This window comes from Streptomyces sp. NPDC002787, assembly GCF_053592095.1.
Genome location: NZ_JBSFVC010000001.1, coordinates 97,866 through 110,439 on the forward strand (window position 1 = coordinate 97,866; position 12,574 = coordinate 110,439).

Annotated in this window: 8 protein-coding genes and 1 pseudogene; 5 read left to right on the plus strand and 4 right to left on the minus strand. The window is 73.2% G+C overall.

From position 1 onward, the window contains the following. The 3 genes from ACWD26_RS00405 to ACWD26_RS00415 form a co-directional block, all read right to left on the minus strand. Complete coding sequence (locus tag ACWD26_RS00405; protein ID WP_451265241.1) at positions 1–1,101, minus strand: ATP-binding protein; 1,101 nt, start codon at positions 1,099–1,101, stop codon at positions 1–3. A gap of 92 nt (positions 1,102–1,193) precedes the next feature. Next, a complete protein-coding gene (locus ACWD26_RS00410; protein WP_451264623.1) occupies positions 1,194–4,886 on the minus strand; it encodes a DUF4132 domain-containing protein in 3,693 nt (1,230 codons plus the stop codon). A gap of 156 nt (positions 4,887–5,042) precedes the next feature. Next, complete coding sequence (locus ACWD26_RS00415; protein WP_451264625.1) at positions 5,043–6,224, minus strand: phytanoyl-CoA dioxygenase family protein; 1,182 nt, start codon at positions 6,222–6,224, stop codon at positions 5,043–5,045. Positions 6,225–6,492: 268 nt separating this feature from the next. Here ACWD26_RS00415 and ACWD26_RS00420 point away from each other — a divergent pair, with 268 nt between their 5' ends. From ACWD26_RS00420 to ACWD26_RS00435, 4 genes and pseudogenes are all read left to right on the plus strand, one after another. After that, positions 6,493–7,164 (plus strand): DUF6629 family protein, encoded by a 672-nt coding sequence (locus ACWD26_RS00420; RefSeq protein WP_451264627.1) that lies wholly within the window; start codon positions 6,493–6,495, stop codon positions 7,162–7,164. Between the two features lie 32 nt (positions 7,165–7,196). Beyond that, positions 7,197–7,940 (plus strand): annotated as a pseudogene (locus tag ACWD26_RS00425) (GNAT family N-acetyltransferase); the annotation flags it as partial. A 15-nt stretch (positions 7,941–7,955) separates the two neighbouring features. After that, positions 7,956–8,504, plus strand: a complete 549-nt coding sequence (locus ACWD26_RS00430) for a DinB family protein (protein WP_451265243.1) — start codon at positions 7,956–7,958, stop codon at positions 8,502–8,504. A 114-nt stretch (positions 8,505–8,618) separates the two neighbouring features. Further along, entirely contained in the window at positions 8,619–10,121 is a 1,503-nt protein-coding gene (locus ACWD26_RS00435; RefSeq protein ID WP_451264629.1) for a glycoside hydrolase family 3 N-terminal domain-containing protein, read from the plus strand. 22 nt (positions 10,122–10,143) lie between these two features. On the opposite strand, the gene ACWD26_RS00440 is transcribed toward ACWD26_RS00435, so the two are convergent. Beyond that, complete coding sequence (locus tag ACWD26_RS00440; protein ID WP_451264631.1) at positions 10,144–11,370, minus strand: glycoside hydrolase 5 family protein; 1,227 nt, start codon at positions 11,368–11,370, stop codon at positions 10,144–10,146. A gap of 76 nt (positions 11,371–11,446) precedes the next feature. Between ACWD26_RS00440 and ACWD26_RS00445 the strand changes: the two genes are divergently transcribed. Then, positions 11,447–12,478 (plus strand): BadF/BadG/BcrA/BcrD ATPase family protein, encoded by a 1,032-nt coding sequence (locus tag ACWD26_RS00445; protein ID WP_451264633.1) that lies wholly within the window; start codon positions 11,447–11,449, stop codon positions 12,476–12,478. The last annotated feature ends 96 nt before the right edge of the window (positions 12,479–12,574 follow it).

Here is a 12,574-nt window from a genome sequence, read left to right on the forward strand (position 1 = left end):
TCAGCCGTCCCCGTCCAGCAGATGCCGCGCGTCGTACAGGGCCTGCCACTGCTGGCCCCGTCGGCGCGGCACCCGCTGTTCCAGATGGCGGCGCAGCCGGGCCAGGTCCTCGGGGCTGTCCTTGGCCACCGTGCCCGCCAGACAGGCCACCACGTCGGCGGCGCTGCCCGGTTCCCCGCGCAGGAACCAGCCGCGCACCCCCACCGCGTGGGCGACCGACACGGCTTCGGCCGTGCTCATCACCGCCGACGGCCGGTCCACCGCGCCGCCCTCGTGCGTCCTGCCCGAGCGCAGCTCCCGGAAGGTCGTGACCAGCACCTCCAGCACATCGCGGTCGGGCGCGATCTCCACGCCGGACTGGCGCAGCAGCTCGGCCGCCTCCGCCTCGACGAGGGCCAGTTCGGTGTCCAGGTCGGGCACCGGGAACACCGTCTCGAAGTTGAAGCGGCGCTTGAGGGCCGCGCTCATCTCGTTGACGCCCCGGTCCCGGGTGTTGGCCGTCGCGATGACGTTGAAGCCCTTGCGGGCGAAGACCATCCCGGCGGCGCCCTCCAGCTCGGGGATCGCCACCACACGTTCGGAGAGCAGCGACAGCAGCGAGTCCTGCACTTCGAGCGCGCAGCGGGTGATCTCCTCGAAGCGCACGATCCGGCCCTCCGCCATGCCCCGGAGCATCGGAGCCGGTACCAGGGAGCGACGTGAGGGGCCCTCGGCGACGAGCAGCGCGTAGTTCCAGCCGTACTTGATCTGGTCCTCGGTGGTGGCCGCGCCGCCCTGCACGGTCAGCGTCGACGTACCGCTGACGGCGGCGGCGATCAGCTCCGACAGAAGCGACTTGGCGGTGCCGGGCTCCCCGACGAGCATCAGCCCGCGATTGGTCGCCAGCGTCACCAGGGCACGCTCGACGAGCGAGGGGTTCCCCACGAACTTCCCGCTGATGCCCGCGCTTTCGTCGCCGACCACGAACCGGCGCGCCGCCCGCAGGCTCAACTCCCAGCCGGGCGGCCGAGGTCCGCTGTCGTCGGCACGCAGCGCGGCCAGCTCGTCCGCGTAGCGCACCTCGGCGGGCGGCCGCTGCAGCTCGGCCGCTGTCTCCGCCATCCCCCTGGCCTCCGCCACCCCCACCGTCTCCGCAGCCCGAGTCGTCCCCGCCCTCTGGGCCATTCCCGCCGTCTGCGCGGTCTCCGTCGTCGTCACGGGGCCGTCAGCTCCGTCAGGTCGGCGAGCAGCTCCGACACCGCCACCGGGTCGATCTCCTCGAAGCGGGCGCTGTAGGCGTCATTCCGCCAGTAGTGGGTCGGCCGGGTGGCGAGCCAGATGTGCTCCACCTTCTGCTCCTCGGCGGGGTCGAAGGAGCCGACGGCGATGCCGTGGTCGGGGACGAGCACCGCGTGGCGGTTCGGGGCGAGCTGTTTGGAGATCCAGCACTCGACACCGGCGTCCAGCGGCTGTCCGCGCCGCCAGCCCCGCCGCTCCAGTCCGACGAGCCGGCCCGTCGTCACCGTGAGGCCCTCGAAACGCTCCAGCCGCCACCCGGCGGCCTCCTCCGCGGTCAGCTCGAACACCCGCCGCCCCAGCTGCGGGAACGGCTGGAGGATCTCGTAGTCCGCGAACAGCTCCGCCCAGGCGTCGAGCTCACCCAGATGCAGCGGGTGCGCGATCCGTACGGTCGCCTCGTCGGGCAGAACGAACGTGCTGTCCTCGGCATCCGCGAACGTACGGTCCTCCGCCACCCGGAACGCCGTCGTCGTCCCGTCCAGGTCGCTCAGCCACACCAGCCGCCGGACGAGATGCCACAGCAGGGGATGCCCGACGAACAGTTCGCGGAACTCGCCCGCCGACCACGAACGCCCCTGCGCCATGGCCGACTCCAGCCGCCGGACCTGGTCGGCGGCGATGGTCCGCACATCCTTCTTCAGCGTCATGAACCGTTTGCGCTCGGCGGGCGCCAGCTCCGCGTCGTCCCGCGCGCCCGGCTGGGGCAGGCCCTTACGGCGCTTGCCGTCGGGGTCCTCGACGAAGGGGCGCAGCTGTTCGTCGAAGCCGACCGTGAACGTACGGCTGCCGTAGTCGATGACCGTGGTGCCCCGCGCGTCCAGGCCGAAGTCGGGCACCAGCCGGTCGGCGAGCTGCTCGCCGGTCAGCCCGAGACCCTCCGCGACCTCGGCGATCTTCTCCTGCGCGCGGGCCTTGAGCGCCTTGAACTTCACGCGCTGCGCCACACCGTGCAGATGCAGCAGCGCCACGTCGGTGCCGATCGCGGCCAGTACGCCCAGTCCGTCCACCGCCCGTTGGTGCGCACCCTCACCGGGCCAGGCCCGGACCAGCGGTGTGAGTCGGCGTACCGTCTCGTCGTCACCCAGCAGCCCCAGCCCGGACAGCGCCCAGCTCTCCTGGCTCGGCATGCCGGCGAGCCGCCACTGCTCGAACAGGGCCCAGACGAACTCGGCCAGTGACTCCGGCGCGCACAGCTCCCGGACCACGGCCAGTCCCGGATAGGGCTCGCCCGGCCGGGACATCGCGAGCATGGTCACCACATGCCGGGTGGCGTCGGCGGGCAGCGCGCCGCCGGAACGCACCAGGATCTGCGGCAGCAGCACCGGCTCGGCCCACTCGACGGGCTCGGGCAGCTTCGACGGCAGCGCGGTCCGCAGCGGGTCGGCGAAGAGAAGGTTCTCGATCGCCTCGGCCGCCTCGGCGCCGTATCCCTCGGCGGCGGACCGCACGACCTGCTCCCCGTGCAGGGCCGCGATGGTGCGCAGCGCCTGCTCGGCGTGGCGCCGCGCGAGGCCGGCCTTGCCCACGGCGTCCGGCACCAGCAGCGGCGCGGCGGTCTTCCCGTGCCGCCTGAACCACGAACGGGCCGTATCCCGGGCCGACTTCAGCCGCACGGCCCACTCGGCGACCAGCCGGGCCGTCTCCACGCTCACATACGGCAGCAACAGCGGCGCGAGCGACGCGGGCCACTTCGGGGCGAGACGCAGCACCACTCCCAGCGCGTCCGTACCGAACCGGGCGACGATCGGCTTGAGAGCGGCGTCGCTGTCCACCAGGCTCGTCGGGTTCCACTCGTCGAGCAGTGGCCGGACCAGGTCCGCGGGTTTGCTGAGGAACAGCCCCATCGAGCCGACCTTGTCCGAGCGGACCGCCTCCTGCAGGGTGTCCGGATCGTCCGACCACTCCGTCCGCGCGGCCCAGTCCCGCTCCCAGGACGGGGTGTCCGCCCACTCCTCCCGCTCACCGGGCAGCCAGACGATCCCGGGCTCGTCCTCGGTGACCAGCCCGGTGACCGTGCGGACCTTGGCGGCCTTGCGCGGCCGGGTCCACGGGGGACTCGTGAGCAACTCGGGCAGGGCCGCGGCCGGGGCGTCCGGCACCCGGTCCCGCGGACTCAGCAGCGGTTCCACCGCGCCCGCCGCCTCCGGCGAGAGTGAGGTGAGCGCCTCCTCGGCGATGTCGGGGTTGGCGGACACATGCACCAGCAGCGCGTGCCGGAGGTTCTCGGTGTTCGGCCCGCCCTTCGCCACGGCCTCGGCCAGCATGCGCAGGGCACGCCTCGGGTAGCGGCGGGCCGCCTTCGCCACGAAGGGCTGCGCCCGCTTGTCGCCGAGCTCGGCCAGCAGCAGGGCGAACGCCTCGTCGGAGGGAAGCTCGACCAGGATCGAGCAGACCTTCTTGAAGGTGTCCGCCGCGACGTACGACCCCATCAGCTCCTCCGCCACGAGCGGTGCCACCGCCGTACCGATGCCCTCGGCGATGGTGGCGACCGTCGACATCGGCCATCCTGTGTAGCGCAGAGAGGCCACACCGCCCAGCAGCCGGACCTGCTCCGGGGAGTTGAACGAACAGAACAGCATCGAGCGCAGGACCTGGTCATGTGGACGGTCGGCCTCGGGGCCGCCCGCGCACTCGTCGAGCCAGGCCGTCTCGGTGGGGACGAGGTACGAGACGACGACGCGTCTGCGGGCGCTGCCCCGCATCCCGCCGAGTGCCGCCACCACCGCGCGGTACGTGTCCTCGTCGGTGGCGGCGAGCCGCGCGCGCATGCGATCCGCGACGCTTCGCACCCGCCATGCCTGGCCGGCGAAGAGTTGGTTCGGTGCGCGCTCGACGCGGGGGTCGGAGCGGTGGGGCCCGCGCTGTTCGAAGTGCACGTCGATGTCGAAGAGTTCGACGGTCGCTCGGGCGGCGAAGACCAGCCCGTGGGCCTCCACCCAGGCATCGGCGCAGGCCGCGCCGGACAGGGCCGTGTCGGAGGCGACGGCCAGGACGGCCGCGCCCATCGGGTCGGCCATGCCGGCGAGATGAGCCTGCGCGGCCCGCACCAGATCCGCGTCACTCCGCGGGCTGTCCAGGTACTGCCGTACCCAGTCGGCCGTGTCACGCAACTGCCGCTCCGCCGCGTCCGCGGCCCCCTTGCGCGGGGGCGTCGGCTTACGGGGGACGCCGCCCCGGCGAGGATGGACGTGACGGTGCCAGGCGGCCGGCAGCACGAAGGTGTCCTCGTCGACGACCGCCCCCTCCGGCCGACCGTCCCCCGAAGCCGAAGCCGAAGCCGAAGCCGAAGCCGAAGCCGAAGCCGAAGCCGAAGCCGAAGCCGAAGCCGAAGCGATGGGGATCGCGGACGCGGCCGTGTCGTCGGCGGCCGGCGCCGACGCGTCGCCCTCGACGACCGGCGCCGCGCCGACCTCCCGATACCCCTTGCGCTCCTTGGCCGCGGCGGTCTTCCGCAGATACTCGGCGGCCTCCTCCGGGGAAGCGCACTCCTTGACCTGTGTCCGGCCCTCCGTGCCGCAACGCCCGTACCGGACGGTCACCGTGGCACCGTCCGCCACGGCCTCCCAGAACTTCGACGAGTTCCCCTCGGCATACTCCCAGCGGCGCACGCCCCCACCCCTTCCGGCCCTGCGGGCTCCCCGGCCCACCCCCACGTGAACGCAGCCGTTGACCGGCGGATTCACGCCGGTTCAGCGACGATCACCACAGTAGAGGGACCCACTGACAACGCCGCCGGCGGCGGCAGCGCCAGCGACTGCGCGGCGTCACGAGCGCCCTCGGCGCCGTGTGCCCGCCTTCAGTTCGCGGCGCAGGCGCTCCGGGGCCCACGTCTCGGTGACGGCCTGCCCGAGGAGGCCGGCCTGGGAGGGCGGGGCGAGGCCGTCGACCGGTGGGTCGAGGTCGAGGTCGGTGGGGAAGGGGTATCCCTCGGCGGTGGCGGCGACCACGCGGCGCAGCCAGTCCTCGGTGGCGCCCTCGGACTTGCGCCGCAGCAGGACCGGGAAGAGCGCGTTCGCCATCGTCTCGCGGTCCACGGTCTCCATGGCACGGCCGAACGCGGAGGAGATCTGCAGCAGGTTCGCCATGCGCCGGATGTCCGACGAGCGGTTGTGTCCGGCGGCGTGGAAGAGCGCCGGATTGAAGAAGGCCGCGTCGCCGTTCTCCAACGGGAGTTGGACGTGGTGGGCGTCGAAGTACTCGATGAACTCCGGGAGTCGCCAGGCGAGGTAGCCGGGCTCGTACTTCTGCGAGTGGGGCAGGTAGAGGGTCGGGCCGGACTCCACGGGCATGTCACCGTGGGCGACCGCGCCCTGGAGGGTCAGGGCAGGGGAGAGACGGTGGACGTGCGCGGGGTAGGCGGCGGCCTGCCGCTGGGAGAGGAACCCTAGGTGGTAGTCGCGGTGCGGGCTCTGCGCGGCGCCGCCGGGGTTGACGACATTGACCTGGGAGGTGACCTGGTAGGCGGGGCCGAGCCAGGCCTCGGCGATCAGCGCCAGGATGTCGTTGGCGTAGTAGTCGGCGAACACCTCCGGTGCCCGTACGGCCAGCTTCTCCAGCGCGTTCCAGACCCGGTCGTTGGCGCCGGGCTTCGCGAAGTGGTCGCCCCGGCGCGTGCCCGTGGCGCGCTCCTCCTCGATCAGTTCCCGGAAGGCGGCCGACGCCCGGTCCACGACGGCCGGGTCGGCGAACGCGCCCTTGAACACCACGATGCCGGGACCGTCCGACAGGGCCCGCACCAGCTCCGTCCGTACGTTCCGACGGCCGTCGGGGGTGCTCGTCAGGGCGCGGAGCCGGTCACTGTCGTAGAGCGGTACGTTCCGCTCGATCCGCTCGGCGGAGGGGTGGTCGGCGGGGTCGGTGTGTCGCTCGACGAGGGCGCGGAACGAGTCGAGATCGCAGTCCGCCTCGGTCAGCCAGGTCCGTGACACCGCAGCGATGGGGGACATCGCGGCTCCTTTCGCAGCAGGATTCCACCCTTGGGTCTCCGCCAGTCTGAGGACGTCGAACCCGTCATTCAATGCGCGGAAACCCGTCAAAAACACATCACGGGGCCGGGAAGAACGGCGGTGAGCCACCGCACACGACCGAGGAGACCCACGAGGTACGGCGGGACGTCGGGGCCTTGGAGCGACCGGCCCCCGTGTCGCCGGGGTCGTCGGTCGGGAGCGACGTAGCGTGGCTCGGGCGTACGACGGTCGACCCCATGGTGGCGTGATGTGTTGGAGTGCGATGGCGGATCTCGTGGCGGGCGCCGGTGTCGGGGCCGTCGGGGTGGCCTGTGTGGCGCTGGTGCGCAAGGGCCGGGATCTGCCGCTCGCCGCCCTGCCGTTGCTGCTCGGGGCCCACCAGATCGTGGAGTCGGTGATCTGGTCCTCGGGCGGCGGCAGCGGACCGGCCACCGTCGCCTGGGCCGTCATCGCCCTGCCGCTGCTGGCCGTATGGGTGCCGGCGGGCGTGTGGTGCGCCGCCCCGCCGTACGCCCGGACCCGGCTCACCGTCCCGCTCGCCGTCGGCGTCGCGACGGCCGTGCTGCTCGCCCACGGCCTCGCCACCGGCCCGGCGACGGCCGAGATCCGCGGCCGCACCATCGGCTACACGATCGACCTCTCCCTTCCCCTCGTTCTCGTCGCGGGCTACCTCCTCGCCACCGTCGGGTCGTTGCTCCTGTCCGGCGACCGTCGGCTCTCCCTGCTCGGCGTCCTGGCGGCCGTCGGCGCCGTGATCTGCTGGACCCTGTGGCGGCTGGAGTTCATCTCGACCTGGTGCGCCTTCGCCGCCCTGTGCTCGGTGGTGCTGCTCGGCTGGGTACGCGCCCGGCCGACGGCTTCCTCGGGTCCGTCCGGTCGCCCGGCCACAGAGCGTCGGGCGCGTCGGAAAGGCGATTGACAGGGCACACGTGCGCGCGAGAAATCTTGGGCATGGACGCGGACCGCCATGCCCCGCGCCCGTACCGGGGCCCCGAGGACCATGACGCGATGGTCGCCGTACGACGGGGATGCGCTGAGCGGGACGGCATCGACGCCGGATCGGTCGTGGAGGGAATCCCGGCGGCGGCCGAGATCGCGGAAACCTGCGCGGCGTCGGAGGACCCGTACGCGAACCAGGCCCTGGGGAGTTGGCCGAGTCGGCCGGCTCGTGCGGGAGCACGGCACCGGGCGGACGGCAGTGCTCGGCGCGAACGCCATGGTGGGTGAAGCCGACGCGACGGCGTTGCTGCCGGCCCGCGGCTACCGGCGCGTCTTCAGCCTGGTGGAACTGGAGTTGACCGACCTCCGCCGACTGCCGGAGGCCAAACCCCTGCCGACCGGCGTCCGCGTCGGGGCCGTCGAACCGGATGGTCATCGCGACGCATGGGCGACGGTCGTCGATTCCTACGCGGACGCCGCCTTCACCCGGACGTGGACGTACGATCGCTTCCTGGCCACGGCCGACCCGACCTGCCGGCTGCCGCGTGGGATGGGGACCTGATGGCCGGTGTCGCCCTGTGCTCCCCGCGTCGGCGGGACCGCACGTGGGTGAGGTCGAGGAGTTGAGCGTCCGGGTGGAGTCGAGACGACGGGGGGCTCGGCCGGGCCCTGCTGCTCGACGGCCTGCGCTGTCTCCGCGAGCACGGCGCCGAGACCGCACGCCTCCACACCGGAACCGCGAACCCGCACCGCAGCCCAGAAAGGTGGACCATGACCGACACAGCGGCCCCCAAGCACTCTTCACCCAGGTGGAACGACGACACCCGCCCGGCCCCACCCTCCGTCGGCGGCGAAAGGGAGATCCTGAGCGCCGTCCTCGACTGGCACCGGGCAACCTTCGAGCTCAAGTGCGCCGGCCTGTCTCCGGAGCAGTTGTCCGAACGGGCGGTGCCGCCCTCCGGCCTGTCCCTGCACGGCATGGTGCGGCATCTGGCCGGCGTCGAGCGCTGGTGGTTCCGCATGCAGTTCGCCGGTGAGGACGTTCCGATGCTCTACTACTCCGACGACGACCCCGACCAGGACTTCGACAGCCTGGAGGGTGACGTCGACGAAGCCTTCGCCGTGTGGCGGACCGAGTGCGAGCACTCCAGGCGGATCACGGCCGCTGCCGCATCGCTGGACGAGACAGGGACACGCAAGAGGACCGGCGAGCCGATCTCACTGCGCAGGATCATGGTGGACATGATCGCCGAGTACGCACGACACAACGGCCACGCCGATCTCCTGCGCGAAAGGATCGACGGCTCCACCGGGATGTAGCAGTCCCATGGCCTCCTCGTGGCAGCCGGCGAACAGGCGCCGACGCCGGGCTTGGTGAATCATTCATCCACCGTGCTGTTGACTTTCGGATGAGTGAGCCAGAGGATTTCGGGGGTGACACACTCCGCCGCCGGGCCGCTCGGCCCGGTCCTCCCCGCGGCCCTCGACGAGGCAGCCCACCGCTGCCTCGTCGCGGGCTTCGACGGCACGACGACCGTCCCCGACACCCTGAAACGGCTCATCGACCGCGGACTGGGCGGGGTCATCCTGTTCACCCGCAATGTGCGCGACGCCGACCAGGTCCGTGAACTCACCGGCACGCTGCGCACCTTGCGCCCGGACCTGCTGGTGGCCATCGACAACGAGGGCGGCGGCATCGGGCACCTCGTCGCCGCGGGCGCCCCCGAGGTGCCCGGCTCGTGGGCGCTCGGCGCCGCCGACGACCCGCGACTGACCGCCGCCTGCGCCGACGCCCTGGCCGGACACCTGCTCTCCCTCGGCATCACCGTCTCCTACGCCCCCGTGGCCGACGTCCAGAGCCGGCCGGAGAACCCGATCGTCCGCACCCGGGCCTTCGGCGGCGACCCGGCTCTGGTCTCGCGGCATCTGCGGGCCTGGATCGAGGCCACCGAGGCGCGCGGTGTGGCCTCCTGCGCCAAGCACTTCCCCGGCCACGGCGGAACCGTCACCGACAGCCACCACGAACTGGCCCTCGACCCGAGGCCGTACGACGAACTGGACCTCGCCCCCTTCAGGACCGCCGTCAACGCGGGCGTGCCCATGCTGATGAGCGCCCATGTCGTCTTCCCGGCCCTCGACCCGGACCGGCCCGCCACCCTCAGCCCACGCATCCTCTCCGAGCTTCTGCGCGGCGAACTCGGCTTCGACGGCGTCCTCGTCAGCGACGCGCTGGAGATGAGGGCCATCGCCGACCGCTACGGCGAGGCGGCCGGCGCCCGGCTCGCCCTCGCCGCCGGAGCGGACCAGGTCATCGTCGCCGTACCGGACCTGGAGGTCACCCTCGCCTGCCGGGACGCCGTGCTCGACGCCCTGCGGTCGGGTGACCTCGCCGAGGAGCGGGTGACCGAGGCCGCGGAACGGGTACGGCGGCTCGCGCTGCGGTACGCGGTGCCGTACCGGCAGGGCGACGTGGCGCCCTGGGACGCGGAGGCCGGGCTGACGGCGGCCCGGCGAGCTGTGCGGAGCGGGATGCCCTTGCCGGAACCGGTGCCGGGCGCCCATGTCGTCGACTGCTTCCTGCCCCCGCACCCCGCCCTCAACTGGGGCGGCGAGGACCTCCTGACCGAGGTCCGCGCGCTCGACCCCTCGGTCACGGGCACGGCGGTCGCCGGGGAGCCGGACGACATCGGAGCCGTCGCGGGGGAGGCGCTGCGCGTCGCGGCGGGGCGGCCGCTGGTCGTCGCCGTGTGCGACGCGGAGCTGCACCCCTGGCAGCAGCGCCTGCGGGACGCGCTGGTGGCCGCACGGCCGGACGCCCTTCTGGTCTCCACCGGCCTGCCGGAGCAGCGCGACGAGGTCGACGAGGTGTGCGCGCACGGGAGGGGCCGGGTCAACCTGCGGGCGCTGGCGGAGGTGTTGACGGGGCGGACACTCTGACGGCGTCCGCCCCAAGATCCCCTCACTTCGCCTCGACCAGCTCCGTGATCCCCCTCGCCGCGAGGTACCCCGTGTCCTCCGCGCGCTCCGCCAGGACCACCGCCGGGTGGGTGCCCTCCTGTCGCAGACGCATCCAGGCGTCGAAGAACGCGCCGCCCGGGCCGGAGACCGAGCGCGTGGCGTGGGTGCAGTCCAGGACCAGGGCGGTCGTGCGGGGAGCGGGCGGGGCGGCGGCCGTACGGATCTCGGCGACCGTCGTGGACAGGGCGTCCGCGATCGGCTTGGGGCGGCCCGAGGAGTCGAACAGGCCGAGCGTGTACTCCAGTTCCGGGAAGTCGGCGAGGGAACGGTCGACGTCGTGGGAACACCACCAGGTGACGCCCCACAGCCGGGCACAGCCGGCCGCGTTCAGGAGGGTCGCGCGGGCGAAGTCGGGAGCGTCGGCCGCCGGGATGTGCGGCTCGGGGGCGCCGGTCTCCTGGACCCAGACGGGGCGGGCCGGATCGGTGGCGTAGGCGGCCGCCAGCTCCGTGCCGTACTCGGCGAGATGGTGCACCTGGGGCGAGCGCGGGCCGTAGCGGCGGGCGCAGTCGGCGGAGAAGACCCAGGGGTGGACGGTGGTGAGGTCACCCTTGCGGGCCGAGGCCTCGGGGGTGAAGGGATGGTCGTCGCCGTACCAGGCGGCGTCGTACGCCGAGTGCGTGACCAGGCCGACGCCCTCGCCGAGCCCGTCGCGCGCGGCGGCCAGCAGGGTGTCCAGGTAGTGGTCGACCTCGGTCACGGACACCGGGTTGTGTTCGACCAGGTTGTTGAGCTCGTTGCCGAGCTGGAGGCCGATGAGGTGGGGGTGGCCGGACAGGGCGCGGCCCAGCGTGCGCAGCAGCAGGGCCTGGGCCTCGACGGCCTCGGGGTCGGTGAGGACGTTGCGGTGGTGCCAGCTGCGGGTCCACTCCGGATAGAAGTCGAAGCTCGACAGATGGCCCTGGACGCCGTCCACGACGACGTCCAGGCCGCACTCGGCCGCGAGGTCCACCAGTCGCACGAGCTGGTCCACGGCCGAGGCGCGGACCAGGGTGCGGTTGGGCTGGAGCAGGGGCCACAGATGGAAGACCCGGACATGGTCCAGGCCCAACCCGGCGATCTGGGCCAGGTCCTCGCGCGCGAGTCCGGGATCGAAGTCGTGCCAGGCGTGGAACCAGCCCCTGCGTGGGGTGTAGTTCACTCCGAAGCGGAGTGCGGGTGCGGGCAAGGGCGGCGTGCTGATGGCGTCCTCCTCAGGAGCTGGACCTTGTCTCCGGCGAATGTATCAACCACCATGGACGGCAATGAATAGTGATTTGAACCAAGCTTCTCCGGCCTATGTGGTCGGCCTCGACGCCGGTGGCACCCGTACGCGTGCCGTGCTGGCGGAGTCGGGTGACGGCCGGGTCCGGGGCGAGGGCGTGGCCGGGCCGGGGAACGCGCTCACCGTGCCGGGGGCGGTGCTCGCGGACCACCTCGCCGAGGCCCTGGCGCAGGCCGTGCCCGAAGGGCTGCGCGGGCGGGTCGTCGCGGTGGCGGGAGGGTTCGCGGGGGCCGGGCATCAGCGGCAGGGGGCCGAGGAGCCCGGCCGGGTGCGGGCCGAGGCGGCCCTCGCGACCGCGCTCGACCGGGTGGGCATCACCGCCGCCACGGTCGGCGTCCACAGCGACATCGAGACGACGTTCGCCGCGGCCCCGGGCCATCCCGCCGACGGGCTGGTCCTGGTGGCCGGCACCGGCGCGGTCGCGGCCCGGATCGCGGGACGGGCGCCGACCGCGACCTCCGGCGGCGACGGCTGGCTCCTCGGCGACGACGGCGGCGGTTTCTGGATCGGCCGCGCCGCCGTACGGGCGGCCCTGCGCGCGGCCGACGGCCGGAGTGTGCCCACCGCACTCGTCCTCGCCATCGGCCGGGACCTGGGACTGCCCCCGGAGGTCCTGCCCCCGGAGGGCTACGGCACTACCGAGGCCGTCCACTGGAGCGCCGACCGCCGCACCGCCTACCGCGCCCGGCTGCTGCCCGCCGTCATGGACCGGTCGCCGGTCCGCCTGGCCGACCACGCCCCCGCGGTGGTGCGGACCGCCGAGGAGAAGGACGCCGTCGCCGTCCAGATCCTTCAGGAGGGTGCCCGCCGCCTAGCCGAGACCGTCATGGCCCTGGCACCGCGCCCGGGCGAACCCCTCGTGGCCACCGGCGGCCTGCTCGCCCCGCACGGTCCCCTGCTGCTCCCGCTGACCGAACGCCTGGCGCACCTCTCGCTCGCCGTCACCCCGGTGTCGGACGGCTCCCCCGGAGCCGTGGCCCTGGCCCGCCTCGCCCACGGCTCCGGTGGCTGAACCGCCTCGTCCACGGCTCCGGCGGCTGAACCGCCTCGCCCACGCCTCCGGTGGCTGACGGCCCCGCCACCCCCCTCCTCCCTCCCGCCGACAAGG

Bases quoted from the DNA above. Each gene is read 5' to 3' on its own strand.
- ACWD26_RS00445 (WP_451264633.1), top strand. From the start codon at position 11,447: ATGAATAGTGATTTGAACCAAGCTTCTCCGGCCTATGTGGTCGGCCTC.
- ACWD26_RS00430 (WP_451265243.1), top strand. From the start codon at position 7,956: ATGACCGACACAGCGGCCCCCAAGCACTCTTCACCCAGGTGGAACGAC.
- ACWD26_RS00415 (WP_451264625.1), bottom strand. From the start codon at position 6,224: ATGTCCCCCATCGCTGCGGTGTCACGGACCTGGCTGACCGAGGCGGAC.
- ACWD26_RS00405 (WP_451265241.1), bottom strand. From the start codon at position 1,101: ATGGCGGAGACAGCGGCCGAGCTGCAGCGGCCGCCCGCCGAGGTGCGC.
- ACWD26_RS00420 (WP_451264627.1), top strand. From the start codon at position 6,493: ATGTGTTGGAGTGCGATGGCGGATCTCGTGGCGGGCGCCGGTGTCGGG.